Consider the following 21,283-nt stretch of genomic DNA (forward strand, 5'->3'; position numbering starts at 1 on the left):
ATCCAGCAGGCGGTGCGATCGGGAGGTTGGCAGCGGTGACCGGACCCAGCGAAGAGGCGGCCACCCGGGCGGAGTCCGGCGGTGTTCCAGGGCAGCCCGAGCAGGCTCAGGCACAGCCCGAGGCGACTCCGGAACCGGCGGCCGAACTGTTCTCCGACGAACGCACGGACTCGACGCCGCACCCGGCCGCGGACGCGTACGAGGCCCAGCCGACCCAGGTCGTGGCCTCGCCCAACCCGAACTCGGGGCCGCACGCCCTGCCGGGTCAGCCCGTCGCACAAGCAGCGCAGCCAGGCCAGCCGGCGCAACCGGGTCAGCCGGGGCAGCCCGGGCAGGTTCCGCCGGGGTACGCGCCGCAGCAGTACGACCAGAACCTCCCGCCGCTGCAGCCGCAGCAGCAGTACCCGCCCGCGGGTTACCCGCAGCAGCAACCGCCGTCGCAGCAGGCGCCTTCGGGCCTGCCGCAGCCCGGCGGCCGCCACTCGACCGTGCCCGACGACCTGACCACCGCGCACCTGGTGAAGCAGGCCAAGCGCACGCCGCAGTCGGGCTGGCGCAAGGCGCTCTACCTGGCCACCGGCAAGCTGCTCAACCCCGGCGAGAGCCCGGCCGACACGCGCCGGCGCGAGCTGATCGCGCGGGTGAACCAGCCGCTGCGCGGGTGCTACAAGATCGCGATGCTCTCGCTCAAGGGCGGCGTCGGCAAGACCACCACCACGACCACGCTGGGCTCGACGTTCGCGTCGCTGCGCGGCGACCGCGTGGTGGCCGTGGACGCGAACCCGGACCGCGGCACGCTGTCGCAGAAGATCGCCATCGAGACCACGGCGACCGTGCGGCACCTGCTGCGCGACGCCGAGAAGATCACCCGCTACAGCGACGTGCGCTCGTACACCTCACAGGGCTCCAGCCGGCTGGAGATCCTCGCCAGCGAGCAGGACCCGGCCGTGTCGGAGGCCTTCTCCGAGACCGACTACCGGCGCACGGTCAACCTGCTGGAGCACTTCTACAACATCGTGCTCACCGACTGCGGCACCGGTTTGATGCACTCGGCGATGAAGGGCGTGCTCGACGTCGCCGACTCGCTGGTGGTCGTCTCGTCGGGCTCGGTCGACGGCGCGCGCAGCGCCTCGGCCACGCTCGACTGGCTCGAGGCCCACGGCTACGGCGACCTGGTGAAGCGCTCGGTCGTGGTCATCAACTCCGTGCGCCCGAAGGGCAGCTCGGTCGACCTCGACAAGCTCTCGGCCCACTTCGGCGCGAAGGTCCGCGCCGTGTGCCGCATCCCGTTCGACGCGCACCTCGAGGAGGGCGCGGAGATCGAGCTGGAACGCCTGGGCGGCGACACGCGCCTGGCCCTGCTGGAACTGGCGGCGACGGTAGCCGACGGCTTCGGGGCTCAGCAGTACCGCTGACCCCGGCTCCGTAAAGCACCCCAACGTGGCGTTCGGTGCGCCCAACGCACGAACGCCGCATTGGGTGCGCTCAACGCAACCAATGCCACATTGGGGTGGTCGGGGCCAGGTGGCGGGTCAGGCGTCCGGGTCGTCGGTGGGCCGCTTGCGCTGCTGCTCGCCGAGCTTGCGCAGGAAGTCGGGGTCGTCGTCGGGCGCGAGGGTGGGGCGCCGATCGGGCACGCCGATGCGTTGCGCCCCGAAGGCCCGCCACAACAGAACGGCGATGGTGATGGCGCCCACCGCTGCGAGCAGAGCGATCATGCCCGGTCCTTCCGTCGTGCAAGGCCTTGCCGGTGTCCCACGTTACCAATCCGGCCTGAAGAAGGCGGGTACGCAACCGGACGTCAGGGCCTATCGCAAAACGTTCCCGCCGTGACTGTGGTCGGACTGGTAACCATCCGCACAGTAGCCGTAAAACGGCGAACCGGCCCGAACCCTGGGTACGACGAAGGGTCGTGACCGGTAAGAGGTGCGGGAAGTCACCTCTTACCACTCACGACCCTCTTGTCGCGCTGGTTCAGGCCTTGCGGGCCGGTTCGCTCGCGTCGGTGGTGAGCTCGGCGAGGAGCTCGTTCACCTCGGACTCGCGGAACCTGCGGTGCCCGCCCGGGGTCCGGATCGAGCCGATCCGGCCGGCCGTGGCCCACCGGGTGACCGTCTTCGGGTCCACCCGGAACAAGGCGGCCACTTCACCCGGGGTGAGCAACCTTCCGCCCATCGTCGCGGTCATTTTCCGCCTCCTTAACGACCTACTTGCTATACCGGAGGCATCGGGCCTTTCGCCCGTCGCGCCGGGGTAGCCAACGCGGCAATCGTGGCACTTCACCCGTCGGGTACTCGAACGGTTGTCCTTGAGTAAAGGGCCCTTAAAGTGCAAAAGGGACATAACCTCTGGCGTCCTCCCGCGTGTGAAGTCCTTGTTCAAATGGCTCTGACCAGGAGGTTTTCTTCTGCGGAACGGCGGCCTCAGGTAAAGACACGCCAAAGCGGCATCGCGGGCCATAGCGGACCATCGGCGACGTTGTGACGCAGTAGACACTGTGTCTGTCGCCGGGGGCGTCTCACCTTCCCTGCGGCCGGCGCGGGCGGCGCCGCATAATGAGCCGGTGGATCAGCTGGACCGGAAGATCATCGCGGCGTTGCGGGTCAACGGCCGGGCCACCTACGCCGACCTCGGCCGCTCCGTCGGGTTGTCGGCCTCGTCGGTGCACGAACGCGTGGGCAAGCTCGAGGCCGCGGGGGTGATCACCGGCTACCACGCCATGGTGGACCCGGGCACCGTCGGCCTGGGCGTGACGGCGCTGGTGGGCATCCACCCGACCGACACCGCCACCGACGAGGACGTGGCCGCGGCGCTCGGCGAGCTGCCCGAGGTGGAGAGCTGTTACGCCGTGGCCGGCGACGAGGCGTTCGTGGTGAAGGTGCGCGTGTCGACCGTCGACGAGCTGGAGCACACGCTCGGGCGGCTGCGGCGCATCCCGGGCGTCGGGCGCACCAACACGACGGTGGTCCTCTCGACCCGCTTCGAGGGCCGTCCGAACAACGCGGGCCTGGACGAAGAGGCCGAGAACAAGGCGTAGCCTCCCTTGATGTGAGCGAATCGCCGGAACACGAATCGCCGGAACACCTGCCCCGTGACCTGACCCTGTACCTGGTCGCGCGCTTCGCGCTCGTGGCCGTGGTCGCGTGGGTGCTGGTGCTGGTCGGAGTGCCGCTGCTGGTGTCCCTCCTCATCGGGCTCGTCGTGGGCCTGCCGCTGGGTCTGCTGCTCTTCCGCAAGCTCAACGCGCGCGTGACGGCCGGGCTGGCCAAGCGCAACGAGTCGCGGGCTCGCGCGCGGGCCGCCCTGCGCGCCCAGCTGCGCGGCGACCTGCCGACCAACCCGGGCGACGAAGCCGCGTGAGCAGGCTCCACAACCGGGCCTGGGTGCGCGAGGCCGTCCGCATCATCGAGGCCGACGCGAACCGCAGCGCCGACACACACCTGCACGTGTTCCCGCTGCCCCCGGAGTGGGGTGTCGACCTCTACCTGAAGGACGAGTCCGTGCACCCCACGGGCTCGCTCAAGCACCGGCTGGCCCGGTCGCTGCTGCTCTACGGCCTGGTCAACGGCCAGATCGGCCCGGACACCACGCTCATCGAGGCCTCCAGCGGGTCGACGGCGGTGTCCGAGGCGTACTTCGCGCGCATGCTGGGGCTGAAGTTCGTGACCGTGGTGCCGCGGCGGACGAGCAAGGAGAAGATCGCCCTCATCGAGTTCTACGGCGGTGAGTGCCACTACGTCGACCGGGCGCCGGACATGTACCCGGAGGCGGAGCGGCTCGCGGCCGAGTGCGGCGGGCACTACCTCGACCAGTTCACCTACGCCGAGCGCGCGACCGACTGGCGGGGGAACAACAACATCGCGGAGTCGGTGTTCGCGCAGATGCGGGCGGAGCGGCATCCGGTGCCGTCGTGGATCGTCGTCGGAGCTGGCACGGGTGGGACCAGTGCGACGTTCGGCCGGTATGTGCGGTACAAGCGCCACACGACGAAGGTCGCCGTGGTGGATCCGGAGAACTCGTCGTTCTTCGGTGCCTGGGAGACCGGCGCGCTGGACTACGCGACGGGGATGCCGTCACGGATCGAGGGGATCGGGCGGCCGAGGGTGGAGCCGTCGTTCGTTCCCGGGGTGATCGACGAGATGTTCTCGGTGCCGGACGCCGGGTCGCTGGCGGCGATCCGGTTGTTGAGGGATCACACGGGGCATTGGGCCGGCGGGTCCACGGGGACGAACCTGTACGGCGCGTTTTTGTTGATCTCGCGGATGGTTGCCGAGGGGCAGGCCGGGTCCGTCGTGACTTTGCTGTGCGACGGCGGCGATCGGTACGCGAACACGTACTACTCGGATGAATGGCTGGCCGAGCAGGACCTCGACATCGCGCCGTACCGGGCGAAGTTCGACGAGTTCATGCTGACGGGGCGGTTTGAGGGGTAGGCCCTTGCCGGGCCGTCGTTGGTCCTCGCAGGGCGTGTTGCGTTGGGCGTGCACCCCGAAGCTGGATTGTGTTGACGGCCGGTGAGCCGTTGTCAAGGCGGGAAAGCGTGCCTTGACAACGGCTCGCCGGCCGCAAGGAGGCTTCGGATCGGGGTGCCGGGGAGGGGCTGGGTGCAGGTTTCGTCGCGTGGGTGGGCGACGGTTGGGTGGGTGGCGGTGTGCGTCGCCTGGGGTGTGTGGTCAGAGGGCGAGTGCGATTGCGCTCAGGACCGCCCACGCGAGCATGGCCAAGCCCGTGTCGCGCAGTGCCGGGATGAGTTCGCGGCCCACCTTGCCGCCGCCGACGGCGCGGATCGACTTCAGCAGCATGGGGGCGGTGATCAGGGCGATGAGCTGGAGCGGGTGCCAGATGCCGAGGATCACCGTCAGGACGTAGGGCACGGTTACCAGGGCGAGGTAAAGGCGGCGGGTGCCCTTGTCGCCCAGGCGGGTGGCGAGGGTGCGTTTGCCCGATTCGATGTCGGTGGGGATGTCGCGGAGGTTGTTGGCCGTCAGCACGGCCGTGGAGAAGGTGCCGACGGCGACGGCGCAGGCCAGGCCGGCCCAGCTGACGTGGCCGGCCTGGACGTAGACCGTGCCCAGGACGCCGGCGAGGCCGAAGAACACGAAGACGGCGATCTCGCCGAAGCCGTAGTAGCCGTAGGGCTTCTTGCCGCCGGTGTAGAACCAGGCGCCGAGGATGCAGACGCCGCCCATGATCAGCAGCCACCAGAAGCCGGTGAGGGCGACGAGCAGCAGGCCCAGCACGCCGGCGAGGCCGAGGCACACCAGCGCCGCCGTGAGGACGGCTTTCGGGGCGGCCGTGCCGGAGCCGACGAGGCGCAGGGGGCCGACGCGGTTCTCGTCGGTGCCGCGGACGCCGTCGGAGTAGTCGTTGGCGTAGTTCACGCCGATGATCAGAGCGAGCGCGACCAGCAGCGCGAGCACCGAACGCCACCACGAGAACGCGTCCAGCGCGATCGCCGCACCGACGCCCGCGACCACCGGCGCGATCGCGTTGGGCAGCGTCCGCGGGCGGGCGCCTTCGATCCACTCACTCACTGTCGCCATGGTCGTTATTCAACGCCATGCGATCTTCACCCGATCAGGAACCCGTGACCTGCCACGTGAGAGTCCCACTGGTGTTCGGTTCGTCGGCCGACGCGGCCCCCGCGCCGATGAGCAGCCCCACCGCAAGAGTCACGACCGCGACGGCCGCCTTGGTCCACCTCGTCATACCCCGAGGCAACCGCGATCACTGGCACCCTGTCAACGATCCGGCGGGATTTCACGCCATCCGTAGGTCGAAGTGGGCTTTGACGGCTGCCCGGTCGATCTTCCCGGGGCCCCGCAGCGGCAGCTCATCCGCGAACTCGATCTGCTTCGGCGTGGCCGCGGCGCCCAGCTCCTCGCGGGCGACGGCCTTGATCGTCTCGGGCGCGACCGGTCCCTCCGCGACCACCAGCGCGACCACGGTTTCACCCCACTGGGGGTCCGGGATCCCGACCACGCAGACGTCGCGCACACCCTTGATCGCGCCGAGCACCCGCTCCACCGACCCCGCCGACACCTTCACGCCGCCGGTGTTGATCACGTCGTCGGCGCGGCCGAGCACCTCCACGCGGCCGTCGTCGAGCAGCCGGCCGCGGTCGGACGTGCGGAACCAGCCGTCCTGGAACGACTCCGCGGTCAGCTCCGGCGCGAGCCGGTAGCCGTGGGCCAGCACGGGCCCGGAGATCCGCAGCCGCTCGTCCGCGTCCGGCTCCACGCGCACCCCGTCGAGCGGCACCCCGTCGTAGACGCAGCCGCTCGCGGTCTCGCTCATGCCGTACGCGGGAACGATCCGCACGCCGGCCTCCATCGCCCGCGTACGCAGCTTCGCGGACGTCGCCGCCGCGCCCAGCACGATCCCGTCGAACGCCTGCGCTGCGGACAGCCCGGCCCCGCCGTCGTCGAGCAGCCGGACGAGCTGCGTCGGCACCAGCGCCGTGTAGCGCGGCCCGGCCTCGGCCAGCACGGGCGCGGCGGCCGCGGCGAACTCGTCCGGCCGGAAGCCCGTGCCGGTCAGGAACGCGGGTTTCGTTCCGGCCAGCCGAGCGCGGACGAGCACCTGCAAGCCGCCGATGTAGTGCGCCGGCGTGGCGAGCAGCCAGTGGCCGGCGCCGCCGAGCCGGGCGTGCGTGGCGGTGGCCGACGACGTCAGCGCGCCCGGTGACAGCAGCACGCCCTTGGGCGCGCCCGTCGACCCGGACGTGGCGATGATCACTGCCGTGTCCGGTTCGACCGGGTGGTCGGGCGCCATCGCGTCGAGGACGCCGGACGCCGCCGGGTCGGCGCTCGAAAGCGGCAGCACGGCCTCGCCACCGTCGAGCGCGGCCGCCACCGCCGTGTCCAGCGTGGACACCGCTTCGGCGCTCCCGTCGAGCCACACCACACGCACAAGGTCCCCCGGAGGATCAGTAGTAGTACGGGACGTCGGACCAGTCCGGGTCCCGCTTCTGCAGGAACGCGTCGCGGCCTTCCACGGCTTCGTCCTGCATGTAGGCGAGCCGCGTGGTCTCGCCGGCGAAGAGCTGCTGGCCGACGAGGCCGTCGTCGATCGCGTTGAACGCGTACTTCAGCATGCGCTGCGCCGTCGGGGACTTGCCGACGATGGCCCAGCCCCACTCCAGCGCCACCTTCTCCAGGTCGGCGTGGGGGACGACCTCGTTGACCGCGCCCATGTGGTGCATCTGCTCGGCGGTGTAGTCGCGGCCGAGGAAGAAGATCTCGCGGGCGAACTTCTGCCCGACCTGGCGGGCGAGGTAGGCGGAGCCGTAGCCGGCGTCGAACGAGCCGACGTCGGCGTCGGTCTGCTTGAAGCGCGCGTGCTCGGCGGAGGCGAGCGTGAGATCGCACACGACGTGCAGCGAGTGCCCGCCACCCGCGGCCCAGCCCGGGACGACCGCGACCACCGGTTTCGGCATGAAGCGGATCAAGCGCTGGACCTCGAGGATGTGCAGCCGGCCGGCGCGTGCGGGGTCGACCGTGTCGGAGGTCTCCCCGCTCGCGTACTGATACCCGGAGCGTCCGCGAATACGCTGGTCACCGCCGGAACAGAACGCCCAGCCGCCGTCCTTGGGCGACGGCCCGTTGCCGGTGAGCAGGACGCAGCCGACGTCGGAGCTCATCCGGGCGTGGTCGAGGGCGCGGTAGAGCTCGTCGACCGTGTGCGGGCGGAAGGCGTTGCGGACCTCCGGACGGTCGAACGCGACGCGGACCACCCGTTTGCCGGAGCGGCTCTCGGCAGAGCGGTGGTAGGTGATGTCGGTGAAGGCGAAACCTTCGACCTCGGTCCACGCGGCGGGGTCGAACAGCTCGGAAACTCGGGCGTCATCCACGTTTGGGAGAATAGGACCTGTGGACATCTCTGCTGTGCCTGATGCCGCCTCCGCGGGAGGTAGCGCGTCCGTGGGCGACTTACCCGGAGCCTGCCGGTGAACCCCTCCACCGCGCAGGCCAGGGTCATCGTCGACGAACTGGTCCGCAACACCGTGTCCCACGTCGTCCTCTGCCCGGGCTCGCGTAACGCGCCGCTGTCGATCGCGCTCTACGACGCGGCCGCGGCCGGCCGGCTGAAGCTCCACGTCCGCATCGACGAGCGCGGCGCCGCCTTCCTCGCGCTCGGCATCGCCGCCCGCACGGGCCGGCCGTCGGCGGTGGTCTGCACCTCCGGCACGGCAGCCGCGAACTTCCACCCGGCCGTGCTCGAGGCCGACCGCGCGGGCGTGCCGCTGATCGTGCTCACCGCCGACCGGCCGCCCGAGCTGCGGTCCGCCGGCGCCAGCCAGGTGATCGACCAGTACCAGCTCTACGGCGACGCCGTGCGCTACTTCGACGAGCTTGCCGTCGCCGAGCGGCGCGCCGGCCAGAACTCCTACTGGCGCAGCCAGATCTGCCGCGCCTGGAACGCCGCCTACGGCGAGTGGCGCAGCGGCCCGGTGCACCTGAACATCCCGTTCCGCGAGCCGCTCGTCCCGGACCTCGACGACGACGGCGAGTGGTACGAATCCACCGAAGGCCGAGCCGACGGCGAACGCTGGACCGAACTGCCCGACTTCGGCGCCCTGCCGTCGTTCGTGGTGCCCTCGGCCCGCCACGGCCTCGTGATCGCGTGCGACACCGGCGTGCAGGCGGCCAGCGAGTGGGCCGAGCAGCACGGCTGGCCGGTGGTTTCGGAAACCGGTGGTCTGGGCTTGTCCGGCTCCACGGCCATCTCGTCGGGCGCGTGGCTGCTGGGCGTCGAGGAGTTCATTTCGCACCACAAGCCGGAGCAGGTCCTCTGCCTCGGCCGGCCGACGGTGTTCCGGCAGGTCCAGAAGGTGCTCTCGGACCCCGCGGTCGAGGTCCTGCTCGTCCGCCCGGACTCCGACTGGCCCGCGCCGGCGCACAACGTCCGCCAGGTCGGCCAGTGGTTCGCCGAGCCCACGAAGCCCGCCGACCCGGAGTGGCTCGCCGGCTGGCAACGCGCCGACGCGGCCGCCGCGGCGGCCGTTTCGTCGGCTCTCGCCGCGGAACCGTGGCCCAGCGGGTTGAGCGTCGCGTCGGAACTGGTGGACGCCTTGCCGCAGGGCGCTCTTCTGGTGGTGGGCTCCTCGAACCCGACCCGCGATGTCGCCCTGGCCGGGACCCTGCGTCCCGACGTGCTGGTCCACCGCAACCGCGGCGTCGCCGGCATCGACGGCACCGTCTCCACGGCCATTGGTGCGGCCACCGTGCACCGCGCGCCTTCGTACGCGTTGCTGGGCGATCTGACGTTCCTGCACGACGCTTCCGGCCTGCTGACCGGTCCCGCCGAGCAACGTCCGGACCTCACCATCGTCGTCCTGAACGACGACGGTGGCGGGATCTTTTCCTTGCTGGAACAGGGCGCGCCCGAACACGCCGACAGCTTCGAGCGCGTGTTCGGCACTCCCCACGGCGCCGACCTGGGCGCGCTGTGCGCGGGCTACCGGGTGCCGCACGTGGTGGCCACCTCGGTGTCGGAGTTCCGCGCCGCGCTGAAGCCCGCGCCGGGCCTGCGCGTCGTCGAGGTGCGCGTGGACCGCTCCCGCCACCGCGACCTGCACGCGCGCCTGCGCAAGGCCGTGGCCTCGGCCGTCGGCCACGGCTGAGGTTCAATCCAGCGCCGCTCGCCACGCGTCCTGGTGGGCGTCGAGGTAGTCGGCGGTCGCCAGCCAGTACGGGCCGTCCTCACGCCAGATCCGTGACCACGGCTGCGTGCCGGCGTTCGCCCGCAGGAAGTCGTGCATCGCCCGGGCGCGGCGGCCGAGCGCGGCCGCGAGTTCAGCACGCCGGCGCTCGTCGAGGCCGTAGCCGTCGGTGAACGCGCGCAGACGGGTGGCGGATTCCGCGACCGGCCGGTCGGCGCGCAGGTCCGCCGTGGTCTGCGCGGTGTAGGCGAGGTCCCACACCGTCGAGGCCGGCGCGGTGCAGTCCCAGTCGATCAGCACCCACCCCCGCTCGGCTCGCACGAGGTTCCACGGCGCGACGTCGTTGTGGCACACGAGTTCCTCACGGTCCGGCGGGATGAGCCGCTGCCAGACCGCGCCCGGCGGCGGCACGAAGCCGGCCAGCGCCAGGTGCAGCTCCGCCAGCGTGCGGCCGAGCTCTCGCAGGTCGCCGGGGGAGTACGGGCCGCCCACCTCACCCGGCACGAACTCCAGCACCTGCCGGCCGCGCTCGTCTCGCCCGAGCGGCCGCGGCGCCGCGTGGAAGCCGGCCGAATGCAGGTACCCGAGCAGCGCGTCGACGGCTTCAGTCCACGGCCCCGCCGGGCGCCGCACCGTGGCGCCGACGCGGACGATGCCGCTCGTCATGTTCCCGACCAGCGGTTCTTCCATCACCCGACTGAGTTTCGCCACCCCGTCAAGTGATTACCTTCCGCGGTCCCAGCGGGTAAGAACCTCCCAACGGACGTACCTCGCAACTCGAACCCTGGCTACGTTCGAGCGCGTTGATCACCGTCTGGGAGGAAACGCCATGCGTGGAAGAGGTCGGGCCGGGCTCGGGTTGGTCGCGGCGGGAGTGGTGTCGGTGCTGGTGGCGGGGGTGGCGTCGGCCGCGCCGCAGCCGGGGGCGCCGGGGGTGGGTGATCCGTACTACCCCAACGCCGGCAACGGCGGCACCGACGTCCTGCACTACGACATCCGCCTGACCTACCAGCCGGACACCGACCGGCTGGCGGGCACGACGACCCTGCTGCTCACCGCGACGCAGGACCTGTCGCGGTTCGACCTCGACTTCGCGCTCAAGGCCAAGAGCGTGCTGGTCGGCAACGAGGCCGCGACGTTCGCCAACCAGAACGGCAACGGCGAGCTCGTCATCACGCCCCAGCACCCGTTGCTCAAGGGCCAGACCACCACCGTCGTCGTGGCCTACGACGACACGCCGTCCACCGAGGCCGTCGACGGGTTGCACGGCTGGAAGCACGGCGCGTTCGGCGCGCTGGGCGTCGACGAGCCGCAGAGCGCGCAGTGGTGGTTCCCGTCCAACGACCACCCGACGGACAAGGCCACCTACGACGTCAGCATCGAGGCGCCCGACGGCAACGCGGCCATCACGAACGGGACGCTCGTGCGCAAGACCCAGTCGCGCGCCGGCTGGACGCGGTGGAACTGGCGCAGCACGAAGCCGCAGGCCACGTACCTGACGTCGTTCGTCGTGGGCAAGTACGAGGTCAACCAGTCGACGACGCCGGACGGCAAGCCGTTCATCACCGCGTACGGCTCCGACCTCGGCGACTCCCTCTACGCGGCCAAGGCGAGCGTCGAGCGGACGCCGGAGATCGACGCGTTCCTGGCCACGCAGTTCGGGCCGTTCCCGTTCGAGGCCGAGGGTGGCGTGGTCACCAGCGGCATCACGTTCTCGCTCGAGAACCAGACCCGCCCCACCTACGGGCTGAAGAACTTCCTCAACGGCTCCAACACCACCCTCATCGCCCACGAGAACGCCCACCAGTGGTTCGGCGACAACGTCTCCCTCGGCAAGTGGAGCGACATCTGGCTCAACGAGGGCTTCGCGTCCTACGCCGAGTACCTGTGGTCCGAGCACGAGGGCGAGGGCACCACGGCCGAGCTCGCGCAGTACGCCTACGACTCCTACGCCGCCGACGACGCGTTCTGGCAGGTCCTGCCCGGCGACCCGGGTGAGGAGAACCAGTTCGACGGCGCCGTCTACGACCGCGGCGCGATGGCCCTGCAGGCGCTGCGCACCACCGTCGGCGACGACGCGTTCTTCGCCATCCTGCAGAAGTGGCAGGCCACGAAGGTCGGCGGCAACGGCGTGATCCCGGAGTTCGAGGCGCTGGCCGAGCAGGTGTCGGGCAAGCCGCTGCAGGCGTTGTTCCAGACGTGGCTGTTCACGAAGGGCAAGCCGGCCGTCGGTCCCAACGGTGCCGCGGCTCGGTCTGCTCGGGCGGCCCACGCTCTGGTCAAGCCGAAGTCCTACGACCAGATCCGGGCCAACCACCGCATGCTCGCTGCCGCGGGCGAACGGTGACGCTCTCCTGTACCGATCGTTACCGATCGGACCACAGTCACGGCCGAATGGCTTCGTAGCAACGGTTACGTGCCGAGCGGGCGTCGGCCTGCTTTCGGCCGGATTGGTAGCCTTGCGACGTGACGGTCAGGCGTGAGCGGGCGAGGCGCATCGGATGGTTCGCCGTCCTCGGTGTCGCCTCGCTCCTCACCGTCATGTGCGTGAGCCTGCTCTTCGCGGCGATCCGCAACGACAACGCCATCGAGTCCCACCTCGGCACGGCCACGGCCACCGTCGAGTCCGTGAACTTCGATCGCACGATCATCCAGTTCCAGAGCCCGGACGGCATCGTCCACAGCCCGGCCAACGGCGTCCTGTACCCGTCCGGCCTCCTGGCGGGCCAGCTCGTGGCCATCGAGTACGACGTCACGAACCCCGACCGCACCGCCCGCGTCGCCGGCCGCACCGCGACGCTCACCCTCCTGCCGCTCGGCACGACGATCCTGATCACCTGGCTGGTCGCGGGCCCGCTGATGTGGTGGCTGCGCCGCCTGATCAAGCGCGACCGGGCCGCCCGGGCGGCGACCGAGGTGCCGGAGGTCCCGGTCGCCTGACGCGGCCGCGCTCGGTGGTCTCTGCCGGCGGCGCCTGACCCTCTTGCTGTGCGCCGCGGCCGTTGTCGCGCGGGTGGCTGTGGGCTTCGTGTTCACCCGCCGGCGGGTTCGCCGCGATCAAGCGTAGCGCTCAGGCGACCGTGCCCCGGCCGCCCGAACGCCGCGTCAGGTCGTGGCGACCGTGGCCGTCTCCTGCCACCAGCTCAGCACCTCGTCGGCGACCCCCGGAGCGGCCACCAAGAGGCCGTCTGTCGGCAGCGTCGTGTCTTCGCCGTGCTTGTCCAGCACCACCGCACCGGCCTCGATGGCCATGGCGACGGAGCCGGCGACGTCCCATTCGTGGTAGCTGTGCAGCACCGCCGCGGCCGCGTGGCCGAGCGCGACCTGCGCGATCGACAGCGCGGCCGAGCCCAGCACCCGCACGCCCGCGTGGGCGGCCGCCGCGCGCTCGATGAAGCCGCCCATCCCCGGCCACGGCCCCTTGCGCGCGAGCTCGGTGCAGACGATGGCGCCGGCCGTCACGCGACGGTCGACGAGCTGGATGGGCTTGCCGTTGGCACGGGCGCCGCGGCCGCGGGCGGCGGCGTAGATCTGGGCGCGGTACGGGTCGGCGACCACCCCCACCACCGGCCCGGACGCGTCGATCAGCGCGAGGCTGTACGCGCACCACGGCACGCCGGCGACGTAGTTGGCGGTGCCGTCGACGGAGTCCACGACCCAGCGGTACTCGGCCACGTCGGCGCCGTGGTCGGCGCCGAACTCGTGACCCACCACGGGGATGCCGGGGAACTCGGCCGTCAGCACCCGGCGGGTGTGGCGCTCGAGGATTCTGTCGGTGTCGGTGACCCAGTCGAACGGGGAGTCCAGGGTCGAGGGGTGGGCTCCGCGGCCCGCCGTCGCGGTGATCACGTCGGTGGCGTCGTTGGCCAGCCGGCCGGCCACCTCGAGAGCCCTCGAGAGCAGCCCCGGCTCCACGGGCTGCGACGGCCTGGAGGACAAGAGGGTCATGCCTGCTTAGTCTGGGCCGTCCTGGTTTCCGGGACACGACCTTGAGGTGACATGTCGTGGCGAATCTGTCGACGGACTGTATTCGGACCCGGACGCTTCGGAGTGTTCGAACACCGTTGGCCCATCGGTCACGAAGGATTGGTCCGGTTCGCGCACGCCGGTGCGACAGTGGCCGGGTGCGAGTCGCCATAGTCACCGAAAGTTTCCTGCCCCAGGTGAACGGCGTGACGAACTCCGTGCTGCGGGTCGTCGAGCACCTGGTCGACCGCGCTCACGACGTGCTCGTGGTGGCGCCGGGACCGGGGCCCGAGTCCTACCGCGGCGCACCGGTCGTCCGCATCCCCGCGCTGGACGTGCCCGGCGTGCACTCCCTGCCGATCGGCCTGCCGACGCGCACGGTGCTCACGGCGCTCAGCGGCTTCCGGCCGGACGTGGTGCACCTGGCCTCGCCGTTCGTGGTGGGCGCGCGTGGCCTGGCCGCCGCGCGGCGCCTGCGGGTGCCGTCGATCGCCGTCTACCAGACCGACATCGCGGGCTTCGCCACGTCGTACGGCTTCGGCATCGGCGCGCGCGCCGCCTGGCGCTGGGTGCGCCGCGTGCACTCGCGCGCCGACCGGACGCTTGCGCCGTCGTCCGACTCCGTCGAGCAGCTCCAGCTGCACGGTGTGCCCCGCGTGCACCGCTGGGCCCGCGGCGTGGACATCGACCGCTTCTCGCCTTCGCACGCCGACCCGGCGCTGCGGGCCGAGCTGGCGCCGAACGGCGAGCTGCTCGTGGGCTTCGTCGGCCGCTTGGCTCCGGAGAAGGAGGTCGACCGGCTCGTGTCGCTGGCCGGCGTGCCCGGCATCCGCGTGGTCGTGGTCGGCGATGGCCCCGAGCTGCCCTCGCTGCGCGAACGTCTCCCCGGCGCCGCCTTCCTCGGCGCGAAGTACGGCGACGAGCTGTCGGTGGCCTACGCGAGCCTCGACGTGTTCGTCCACACCGGACCGCACGAGACGTTCTGCCAGGCCGTCCAGGAAGCCATGGCCTCCGGCCTGCCGGTGCTCGCGCCCGACGCGGGCGGCCCGAAAGACCTCGTCCTGCCCGGCCGCACGGGCTACCTGCTGCCCGCCGACCGCGACGAGTTCGGCCGCGCCCTCGTCGAGCGCATCGACGACCTGCGCGACGCGGCCCTGCGGGCGCGGCTGGGGGAGAAGGCCCGCAAGGTCGTGCTGGGCCGGACGTGGCCCGCGGTGTGCCGGGAGCTGGTGGGGCACTACGAGGCCGTGCAGGACCGGGCCGCGCGCGCGGCCTGAGCGATGCACATCGTCCAGCTGGCGAACTTCTACGGGCCGCGCTCGGGAGGGCTGCGGACCGCCCTGCACCACCTCGGCGCGGGTTATGTCGCCAGCGGGCACCGCGTGACCCTCGTCGTGCCGGGCACCCGGTACGCGGTGGAGACACTGCCCACGGGCGTGCGCCGGTACTCGCTGCCGGCGCCCCGGATCCCCGGCACGGGTGGCTACCGGGCCGTCGACCCCCATCGTGTGCGGTCCGTGCTGCGGCGGCTTTCGCCGGACCGCCTGGAGGTCTCCGACCGGCTGACGCTGCGCGGCATGGGCACCTGGGCGCGTCGCAACGGGGTGCCCAGCACCGTGATCTCCCACGAGCGCCTCGACCGCCTGCTGGAGCAGTTTCTCCTGCCCCGACCGGTCGCGCGGGGCGTGGCGGACGTCGCCAACCGCCGCATGGCCGCCAGCTACGACACGGTCGTCTGCACCACTGCTTTCGCCCGCGCCGAGTTCGACCGGATCGCGGCACCGAACGTCCGTCGGGTCCCGTTGGGCGTCGACTTGGCGACCTTCGCCCCCTCGATGCGCTCGGACTCGTGGCGCCATTCCCTGGCCGATGGGGCGGATGCGTTGTTGGTCCACTGTGGACGATTGTCTCCCGAGAAACACGTCGAGCGCAGCGTGGACACCGTGGCGGAACTGACGGAGTCCGGCGCCCGCGTGCGCCTGGTGATCGCCGGCGACGGGCCTCGAAGACGCGCGCTGGAACGCCGCGCCCGCGGCCTCCCCGTGACGTTCCTGGGCTTCCTCTCCGGCCGCGACGAAGTCGCCCGCCTGCTGGCCACCGCCGACGTGTCGCTCGCCCCGGGCCCCCACGAGACCTTCGGCCTGGCCGCCCTCGAAGCCCTCGCCTCCGGCACCCCCGTCGTGGTCTCCGCCTCCTCCGCCCTGCGCGAAATCGTCCGCCCCGGCTGCGGCGCCGCCGTTGACGACCACGCCCCCGCCTTCGCCACCGCCGTCACCGGCCTCCTGGACAGCCCCGAAGACCTCCGCCGCGCCGCCGCCCGGGCGCGCGCCGAGGAATTCGCCTGGCCGGAGTCGGTGCGGGGGATGCTCGCTGCGCTTGGGTGAGGTTTCGCTTGGGTCGGTTCGGGTTTGGTCCGTGGGGATCAACCCATCCCGGACCAGCCCACTCGGACTGACCCGGGGTCCCAGCCGAACCGCGACCGGTCCCCTCGCACCGCCCAACGGGCACGAGTGGACCGGTCGCGCCGTGCGCGGGTCGCGAGGGGACGGTTCGTGCCGGCTGCTGGGTGCGAGTGGTCCGATCGCGCCCTACCGCAGGTGCGAGGTGACCGCTGGTGTCGCGCACTGGGTCCCGAGGGGACGGTTCGGGAGATGCGATGAGCGTGATGGGACGGTTCGTGCCGCCTGCTGGGTGCGAGTGGTCCGATCGCGAACGGTCCAGTCGCGCCGACCCGGCTGCGCGAGTGGACCTTTCGCGCCGGTGGCCGCGCGCGAGAGGACCGATCGCGCCATCCGAGGGTGCGAGGGGACCGTTCGCGCAGGTTGCTCGGTGCGACGGGACCTTTAGCGCCGCGCGGCGGGCACGAAGGGGCCGCTCGCGGTGTGCAAGCGGCGCGAGTGGACCGTTCGCGCCGTGCCGCAGGTGCGAGGTGACCGCTCGTGTCGCGCACTGGGGCACGAAAGGACCGTTCGCGCCGTGCGCGGGTCGCGAGGGGACGGTTCGTGCCGGCCCGCTGGGTGCGAGTGGTCCGATCGCGAACGGTCCAGTCGCGCCGACCCGCGCTGCGCGAGGGGACCCTTCGTGCCGTCGGCGGCGCGCGAGGGGACCGATCGCGCCGCGTTGGTGGGGCGAAGGGACCGTTCGCGCCGGTGGCCGCGTGCGAGTGGACCGTTCGTGCCGTTGGCGGCGCGTGAGGGGACCGTTCGTGCCATGGCCGAGGCGCGACAGCGCCCCTCACGCCGCGCCAACCGTCGCGACCGGGCCCCCGTGACACCGCGACAGAGCCCCGCCGTCGCGACCCGACCCCCGCCGTCGCGGTCCCGGACCGGACCGGACCCGACCCAGCCCTCCTGACCAGCGCCTCAGCCACCCTCAGCGTCCAGTCCGCACGCCAGTGTCTAGATTCGAGGCATGCCCCGCGCCAGTCTGGACAAGGATCCGCACGAAGTCGCCGCGATGTTCGATGGCGTGGCGTCCGGTTATGACCGGGCGAATTCGTTCATGACGTTCGGGTTCGACCGGCGGTGGAGGACCACCACGGCGCGGGTGCTGGACGCCAAGCCGGGGGAGAAGGTGCTGGACCTGGCGGCCGGCACGGGCGTCTCGACGGTCGAGTACGCGCGCAACGGCGCCTACTGCGTCGCGGCCGACTTCTCGCTCGGGATGTTGCGGGCGGGACTGCGGCGGAAGCTGCCGATGGTCGCGGCGGACGCGTTGCACCTGCCGTTCGCGGACGACTCGTTCGACGCCGTCACGATCTCCCTCGCGCTGAGGAACTTCGTCGACACCAAGGCCGCCCTCACGGAAATACTGCGGGTGGTCAAGCCCGGTGGCCGACTGGTCATCTGCGAGGTCTCCACGCCCACCTTCGCGCCCATCCGGTTCTTCTACCGGCGCTTCGTCCTGAAGCTGCTCACCTGGGTCGGCAGCCGCTCGTCGACGAACCCCGAGGCGTACTCCTACCTGGCCGAATCCATGCTCGCGTGGCCCGACCAGCGGGCGCTCGGCGAGATCATCGCGAGCGCGGGCTGGATCGAGGTCGAGTGGCTGAACCTCACATTCGGCGTCGTCGCCATTCACCGCGCGAAGAAGCCCTCCGTAGACTCGTGACATGACGATCTCCCGCCGCAGCCCGGACCACGACGCCGAAGTGATCGTGGTCGGCGCCGGACCGGCCGGTTCCACCGCGGCCACGTACCTCGCGCGCGCGGGGGTCGACGTGCTGTTGCTGGAGAAGACCGAGTTCCCGCGTGAGAAGGTCTGCGGCGACGGCCTCACGCCGCGTGGCGTGAAGCAGCTGATCGACCTGGGCATCGACACGAGCGAGGAGAACGGCTGGGTCCGCAACCGCGGCCTGCGCATCCTCACCGGCGACCTCACGCTGGAGCTCGACTGGCCCGACCTCACCAGCTACCCGCCCTACGGCGTCGCCCGCACGCGCCAGGACTTCGACGACCTGCTGGCCAAGACCGCGGTCAAGGCCGGCGCGCGCCTGTACGAGCGCACCACCGTCACCAACGCCATCACCAGCCCGTCCGGCCGCGTGATCGGCGTCGAGGCGAAGGTCGGCCCCGAGAAGACGCCGGTCAGCTACCGCGCGCCGCTCGTGCTGGCGTGTGACGGGGTGTCCGCGCGGCTCGCGCTGAGCGTCGGCATCGAGAAGAACGAGAAGCGCCCCATGGGCGTCGCCGTGCGCCGGTACTACAAGAGCCCGCGCCACGACGACCCGTTCATCGAGGGCCACCTCGAGCTGTGGGACCGCTCCGACCCGCGCAACCCCAAGCTGCTCCCGGGCTACGGCTGGGCCTTCCCGCTCGGCGACGGCACCGTGAACGTCGGCCTCGGCATGCTCTCCACCTCGGCTTCCTTCCGCAACACCGACTACCGCGCGCTCCTGCGCCAGTGGCTCGACGGCACGCCCGAGGAATGGGGCTACCGCGAGGAGAACGCCATCGGCAAGGTCGGCGGCGCCGGTCTCCCCATGGGCTTCAACCGCACCCCGCACTACCGCGACGGCCTCCTGCTGCTCGGCGACGCCGGCGGCATGGTCAGCCCGTTCAACGGCGAAGGCATCTCCGCCGCGATGGAGTCGGCGCAGCTCGCGTCGGAGGTCGTCGTGCAGGCGCTGGCCCGCCGCGAAGGCCCTTCGCGCGAGCGCGCGCTGCAGGGTTACCCGCGCGCCGTCGGTGAGCTGATGGGCGGCTACTACCGCCTCGGCAACGTCTTCGCGAAGCTCATCGGCAACCCCAAGGTCATGCACGCGTGCACCAAGTACGGCCTGCGGATCAACAAGATCCTTCCGTTGGTGTACAAGGGACTTTCCGGCTGCTACGACGCCAAGGGCGGCGACGGCGTCGACCGCCTCATCTCGGCCCTCGCGCGGGTCACGCCCACTCCTCGCTGACCGAGCCGACTACCCCCAGCGACCGGCCGGAGGACCCCGCTCCGGCTCGCTGCCGTCCCACGAGCCGGTGCGCCGATACACGGCTGGAGCAATGGTTGCCCGGCCGGTCAGGTGGGATACGTCACAAGATCACGTCCGGATTGTCCCCGGCTCATCCGGTAATCAACCCCTAAATCGCTGGTCCCGCGAGTGCGACCGGCGCCGCACCGTCCTGGCCGGGCGGTCAAGTTAGGTAAGCCTTATACCACGGCCCCTAGAGACGGCCGTGTGAGTCGCGTCCTACACTCCCCCCATGCTTGTGAATCGCTTCACATCCACGACGAGTGGCTTGTGAACTATTTCACAAGCACCCCGTGGCCCGGCCACGGGCCGTAAGGGTGCCCTGACCCTCGGCGGTGTGACCCAGCTCCCTTAGGGTGCCGACGAGGAAGCGGACCACCACCCGAGAAGCAACCCGCAGCGGCGCGGAAAGGATGGCGAAGACCCCGTGCTGATGTTGCCCGTGCTGGCGCAGGCCGACCCCAGTGGAGCTGCGGCCGCGCCTGGCCTGAAGGTGTACCTGCCGCTCGTCCTGTTGTTCGTGCTGGCGCTCGCGTTCGCCACCCTGTCGGTGCTGCTGGGCCCGCTCGTCGGCCCCAGCCGCTACAACAAGGCGAAGCTCTCGGCCTACGAATGCGGGATCGAGCCTTCGCCGCAGCCGCTCGTCGGCGGCGGCCGGATGCCGGTGGCGTACTACATCACGGCGATGCTCTTCATCCTGTTCGACATCGAGATGGTGTTCCTCTACCCGTTCGCCGTGAACGCGAACGCGCTCGGTGTGTTCGGCCTGGTGGAGATCGTGCTGTTCATCGTTACGGTCGGGTTCGCGTACGCCTACGTGTGGCGGCGCGGCGGCCTGGATTGGAACTGAAGCCATGGGCCTCGAAGAGAAACTCCCCAACGGCATCCTGCTGGCCAGCCTCGAGGGCCTGGTCAACTGGGCGCGCAAGAACTCCCTGTGGCCCGCCACCTTCGGGCTCGCGTGCTGCGCGATCGAGATGATGACGGTCGGCGGTTCCCGCTACGACATCGCGCGCTTCGGTATGGAGCGCTTCTCCGCCACCCCGCGCCAGGCCGACCTGATGATCGTGGCCGGCCGCGTGACGCAGAAGATGGCGCCCGTCCTGCGCCAGATCTACGACCAGATGGCCGAGCCGCGCTGGGTGCTCGCGATGGGCGTGTGCGCCTCGTCGGGCGGCATGTTCAACAACTACGCCGTGGTGCAGGGCGTCGACCACGTGGTGCCGGTCGACATGTACCTCCCCGGCTGCCCGCCGCGCCCGGAGATGCTGCTCGACGCGATCCTCAAGCTGCACGCCAAGATCCAGGACGAGCCGATCAACGCCCGCCGCGCCGCCATCCGCGCGGCCAGCGGCGCGCGCACCGAGCTGATCCCCTCGTCGATCAAGTACGCGAAGAAGTGAGCCCGGTGGCCGACAACCCCGAAAACGCAGAAACCCCCGAAACCGGTGGCGAGCAGTCCAGCGCCGAGCGCCCCGAAGCCGGTCTCGAGCCGCAGGGCACCACGCCCGCCGCTCCGGTGGAACCCGTTGTCGCCGGCCGCGCCCGCAAGGGCATGTTCGGCGTCACCGGCAGCGGTGACACCTCCGGCTACGGCGGCGTGCGCCTGCCCGCCTACAGCCCGCCCCCGGCCGAGCGCCCGTACGGCGGCTGGTTCGACGAGTTCGCCGACGAGTTCTACGCGGCCTTGGCGGACAACAAGGTTCCGGCCGCGGCGATCCTGCAGACCACGGTCCACCGCGACGAGATCACCTTCTACGTCGACCGCGAGCACCTGCTGGAGGTCGCCCGCGTGCTGCGCGACGACGCCGGCCTGCGCTTCGAGCTGCTGAGCTCGGTGTCCGGTGTGGACTACGGCGTGGACGTGCCGCAGCGCCTGCACTCCGTGTACCACTTCACGTCGATGACCTACAGGCGCCGCATCCGCGTCGAGGTCACCCTCGACGTGGACGACGCGCACGTGCCCTCGCTCGTCGGGCTCTACCCGACGGCCGACTGGCAGGAGCGCGAGACCTGGGACATGTTCGGCATCGTCTACGACGGCCACCCCGCGCTGACCCGCATCCTCATGCCGGACGACTGGGACGGCCACCCCCAGCGCAAGGACTACCCGCTCGGCGGGATCCCGGTCGAATACAAGGGCGCGGAAATCCCGCCGCCGGACCAGCGGAGGTCGTACTCGTGACTAC

At 71.2% G+C, this 21,283-nt stretch carries 22 protein-coding genes; 14 read left to right on the forward strand and 8 right to left on the reverse strand.

From position 1 onward, the window contains the following. The first annotated feature begins 35 nt into the window (after positions 1 to 35). Positions 36 to 1,415 (forward strand): MinD/ParA family protein, encoded by a 1,380-nt coding sequence (locus tag ACFY1H_RS11640; protein ID WP_386946255.1) that lies wholly within the window; start codon positions 36 to 38, stop codon positions 1,413 to 1,415. A 117-nt stretch (positions 1,416 to 1,532) separates the two neighbouring features. On the opposite strand, the gene ACFY1H_RS11645 is transcribed toward ACFY1H_RS11640, so the two are convergent. Further along, positions 1,533 to 1,718 (reverse strand): hypothetical protein, encoded by a 186-nt coding sequence (locus ACFY1H_RS11645; protein WP_220245962.1) that lies wholly within the window; start codon positions 1,716 to 1,718, stop codon positions 1,533 to 1,535. 256 nt (positions 1,719 to 1,974) lie between these two features. After that, the gene (locus ACFY1H_RS11650; RefSeq protein WP_072474890.1) at positions 1,975 to 2,187 is read right to left on the reverse strand and encodes a BldC family transcriptional regulator; all 213 of its coding nucleotides are present in this window, start codon (positions 2,185 to 2,187) and stop codon (positions 1,975 to 1,977) included. A gap of 376 nt (positions 2,188 to 2,563) precedes the next feature. Here ACFY1H_RS11650 and ACFY1H_RS11655 point away from each other — a divergent pair, with 376 nt between their 5' ends. From ACFY1H_RS11655 to ACFY1H_RS11665, 3 genes are read left to right on the forward strand one after another with little or no spacing between them, the layout of a single operon-like run. After that, a complete protein-coding gene (locus ACFY1H_RS11655; protein ID WP_285970770.1) occupies positions 2,564 to 3,037 on the forward strand; it encodes an Lrp/AsnC family transcriptional regulator in 474 nt (157 codons plus the stop codon). 11 nt (positions 3,038 to 3,048) lie between these two features. Next, positions 3,049 to 3,360, forward strand: a complete 312-nt coding sequence (locus tag ACFY1H_RS11660) for a DUF4229 domain-containing protein (RefSeq protein WP_366590620.1) — start codon at positions 3,049 to 3,051, stop codon at positions 3,358 to 3,360. Then, complete coding sequence (locus ACFY1H_RS11665) at positions 3,357 to 4,433, forward strand: PLP-dependent cysteine synthase family protein (RefSeq protein ID WP_366590618.1); 1,077 nt, start codon at positions 3,357 to 3,359, stop codon at positions 4,431 to 4,433. Before ACFY1H_RS11660 ends, ACFY1H_RS11665 begins: the two co-directional genes overlap by 4 nt. Positions 4,434 to 4,673: 240 nt before the next feature. Here the strand turns inward: ACFY1H_RS11665 and ACFY1H_RS11670 are convergent, their stop codons facing one another. The 4 genes from ACFY1H_RS11670 to ACFY1H_RS11685 are packed head-to-tail and all read right to left on the reverse strand — an operon-like array spanning position 4,674 to position 7,852. Continuing rightward, a complete protein-coding gene (locus ACFY1H_RS11670) occupies positions 4,674 to 5,543 on the reverse strand; it encodes a 1,4-dihydroxy-2-naphthoate polyprenyltransferase (RefSeq protein WP_366589122.1) in 870 nt (289 codons plus the stop codon). Between the two features lie 34 nt (positions 5,544 to 5,577). Continuing rightward, positions 5,578 to 5,709: a hypothetical protein gene (locus tag ACFY1H_RS11675; protein WP_366589125.1), complete on the reverse strand. Its 132-nt coding sequence runs from the start codon at positions 5,707 to 5,709 to the stop codon at positions 5,578 to 5,580. Between the two features lie 51 nt (positions 5,710 to 5,760). Continuing rightward, positions 5,761 to 6,912, reverse strand: a complete 1,152-nt coding sequence (menE, locus tag ACFY1H_RS11680) for an o-succinylbenzoate--CoA ligase (protein WP_386946260.1) — start codon at positions 6,910 to 6,912, stop codon at positions 5,761 to 5,763. A gap of 16 nt (positions 6,913 to 6,928) precedes the next feature. Next, positions 6,929 to 7,852 (reverse strand): 1,4-dihydroxy-2-naphthoyl-CoA synthase, encoded by a 924-nt coding sequence (locus ACFY1H_RS11685; protein WP_220245968.1) that lies wholly within the window; start codon positions 7,850 to 7,852, stop codon positions 6,929 to 6,931. Between the two features lie 96 nt (positions 7,853 to 7,948). On the opposite strand from ACFY1H_RS11685, the gene menD reads away from it, so the two are divergent. Beyond that, positions 7,949 to 9,625, forward strand: a complete 1,677-nt coding sequence (menD, locus tag ACFY1H_RS11690) for a 2-succinyl-5-enolpyruvyl-6-hydroxy-3-cyclohexene-1-carboxylic-acid synthase (protein WP_386946262.1) — start codon at positions 7,949 to 7,951, stop codon at positions 9,623 to 9,625. A gap of 3 nt (positions 9,626 to 9,628) precedes the next feature. On the opposite strand, the gene ACFY1H_RS11695 is transcribed toward menD, so the two are convergent. After that, positions 9,629 to 10,354 (reverse strand): phosphotransferase enzyme family protein, encoded by a 726-nt coding sequence (locus tag ACFY1H_RS11695; RefSeq protein WP_386946866.1) that lies wholly within the window; start codon positions 10,352 to 10,354, stop codon positions 9,629 to 9,631. A gap of 139 nt (positions 10,355 to 10,493) precedes the next feature. Here ACFY1H_RS11695 and ACFY1H_RS11700 point away from each other — a divergent pair, with 139 nt between their 5' ends. Continuing rightward, entirely contained in the window at positions 10,494 to 12,011 is a 1,518-nt protein-coding gene (locus tag ACFY1H_RS11700) for a M1 family metallopeptidase (RefSeq protein ID WP_366589131.1), read from the forward strand. Positions 12,012 to 12,130: 119 nt separating this feature from the next. Beyond that, positions 12,131 to 12,604: a DUF3592 domain-containing protein gene (locus tag ACFY1H_RS11705; protein WP_366589133.1), complete on the forward strand. Its 474-nt coding sequence runs from the start codon at positions 12,131 to 12,133 to the stop codon at positions 12,602 to 12,604. Between the two features lie 165 nt (positions 12,605 to 12,769). Here the strand turns inward: ACFY1H_RS11705 and ACFY1H_RS11710 are convergent, their stop codons facing one another. Continuing rightward, positions 12,770 to 13,612 carry an inositol monophosphatase gene (locus ACFY1H_RS11710; RefSeq protein ID WP_220245973.1) on the reverse strand — a complete coding sequence of 281 codons (843 nt, stop codon included), beginning with the start codon at positions 13,610 to 13,612 and terminating at the stop codon, positions 12,770 to 12,772. Between the two features lie 176 nt (positions 13,613 to 13,788). On the opposite strand from ACFY1H_RS11710, the gene ACFY1H_RS11715 reads away from it, so the two are divergent. The 7 genes from ACFY1H_RS11715 (at position 13,789) to ACFY1H_RS11745 (ending at position 21,279) form a co-directional block, all read left to right on the forward strand. Continuing rightward, a complete protein-coding gene (locus ACFY1H_RS11715) occupies positions 13,789 to 14,907 on the forward strand; it encodes a glycosyltransferase family 1 protein (protein WP_366589135.1) in 1,119 nt (372 codons plus the stop codon). A gap of 3 nt (positions 14,908 to 14,910) precedes the next feature. After that, positions 14,911 to 16,014, forward strand: a complete 1,104-nt coding sequence (locus ACFY1H_RS11720) for a glycosyltransferase family 1 protein (RefSeq protein WP_366589137.1) — start codon at positions 14,911 to 14,913, stop codon at positions 16,012 to 16,014. A 1,027-nt stretch (positions 16,015 to 17,041) separates the two neighbouring features. After that, positions 17,042 to 17,740: a demethylmenaquinone methyltransferase gene (locus tag ACFY1H_RS11725; RefSeq protein ID WP_366589139.1), complete on the forward strand. Its 699-nt coding sequence runs from the start codon at positions 17,042 to 17,044 to the stop codon at positions 17,738 to 17,740. A gap of 1 nt (position 17,741) precedes the next feature. Further along, complete coding sequence (locus ACFY1H_RS11730) at positions 17,742 to 19,034, forward strand: geranylgeranyl reductase family protein (protein WP_366589141.1); 1,293 nt, start codon at positions 17,742 to 17,744, stop codon at positions 19,032 to 19,034. A 493-nt stretch (positions 19,035 to 19,527) separates the two neighbouring features. Next, the gene (locus ACFY1H_RS11735) at positions 19,528 to 19,944 is read left to right on the forward strand and encodes an NADH-quinone oxidoreductase subunit A (RefSeq protein ID WP_360597848.1); all 417 of its coding nucleotides are present in this window, start codon (positions 19,528 to 19,530) and stop codon (positions 19,942 to 19,944) included. A 4-nt stretch (positions 19,945 to 19,948) separates the two neighbouring features. Continuing rightward, complete coding sequence (locus ACFY1H_RS11740) at positions 19,949 to 20,497, forward strand: NADH-quinone oxidoreductase subunit B family protein (protein ID WP_204091789.1); 549 nt, start codon at positions 19,949 to 19,951, stop codon at positions 20,495 to 20,497. Then, the gene (locus tag ACFY1H_RS11745; RefSeq protein WP_366589144.1) at positions 20,494 to 21,279 is read left to right on the forward strand and encodes an NADH-quinone oxidoreductase subunit C; all 786 of its coding nucleotides are present in this window, start codon (positions 20,494 to 20,496) and stop codon (positions 21,277 to 21,279) included. The genes ACFY1H_RS11740 and ACFY1H_RS11745 overlap by 4 nt, the downstream gene beginning before the upstream one ends. The last annotated feature ends 4 nt before the right edge of the window (positions 21,280 to 21,283 follow it).

It is taken from the genome of Amycolatopsis sp. NPDC001319 (assembly GCF_042896185.1).
GTDB lineage: Bacteria > Actinomycetota > Actinomycetes > Mycobacteriales > Pseudonocardiaceae > Amycolatopsis.

Bases quoted from the DNA above. Each gene is read 5' to 3' on its own strand.
- ACFY1H_RS11700 (WP_366589131.1), top strand. From the start codon at position 10,494: ATGCGTGGAAGAGGTCGGGCCGGGCTCGGGTTGGTCGCGGCGGGAGTG.
- ACFY1H_RS11695 (WP_386946866.1), bottom strand. From the start codon at position 10,354: ATGGAAGAACCGCTGGTCGGGAACATGACGAGCGGCATCGTCCGCGTC.
- ACFY1H_RS11675 (WP_366589125.1), bottom strand. From the start codon at position 5,709: ATGACGAGGTGGACCAAGGCGGCCGTCGCGGTCGTGACTCTTGCGGTG.
- ACFY1H_RS11645 (WP_220245962.1), bottom strand. From the start codon at position 1,718: ATGATCGCTCTGCTCGCAGCGGTGGGCGCCATCACCATCGCCGTTCTG.
- ACFY1H_RS11725 (WP_366589139.1), top strand. From the start codon at position 17,042: ATGCCCCGCGCCAGTCTGGACAAGGATCCGCACGAAGTCGCCGCGATG.
- ACFY1H_RS11650 (WP_072474890.1), bottom strand. From the start codon at position 2,187: ATGACCGCGACGATGGGCGGAAGGTTGCTCACCCCGGGTGAAGTGGCC.
- ACFY1H_RS11730 (WP_366589141.1), top strand. From the start codon at position 17,742: ATGACGATCTCCCGCCGCAGCCCGGACCACGACGCCGAAGTGATCGTG.
- ACFY1H_RS11735 (WP_360597848.1), top strand. From the start codon at position 19,528: ATGTTGCCCGTGCTGGCGCAGGCCGACCCCAGTGGAGCTGCGGCCGCG.
- ACFY1H_RS11740 (WP_204091789.1), top strand. From the start codon at position 19,949: ATGGGCCTCGAAGAGAAACTCCCCAACGGCATCCTGCTGGCCAGCCTC.
- ACFY1H_RS11720 (WP_366589137.1), top strand. From the start codon at position 14,911: ATGCACATCGTCCAGCTGGCGAACTTCTACGGGCCGCGCTCGGGAGGG.
- ACFY1H_RS11670 (WP_366589122.1), bottom strand. From the start codon at position 5,543: ATGGCGACAGTGAGTGAGTGGATCGAAGGCGCCCGCCCGCGGACGCTG.
- ACFY1H_RS11710 (WP_220245973.1), bottom strand. From the start codon at position 13,612: ATGACCCTCTTGTCCTCCAGGCCGTCGCAGCCCGTGGAGCCGGGGCTG.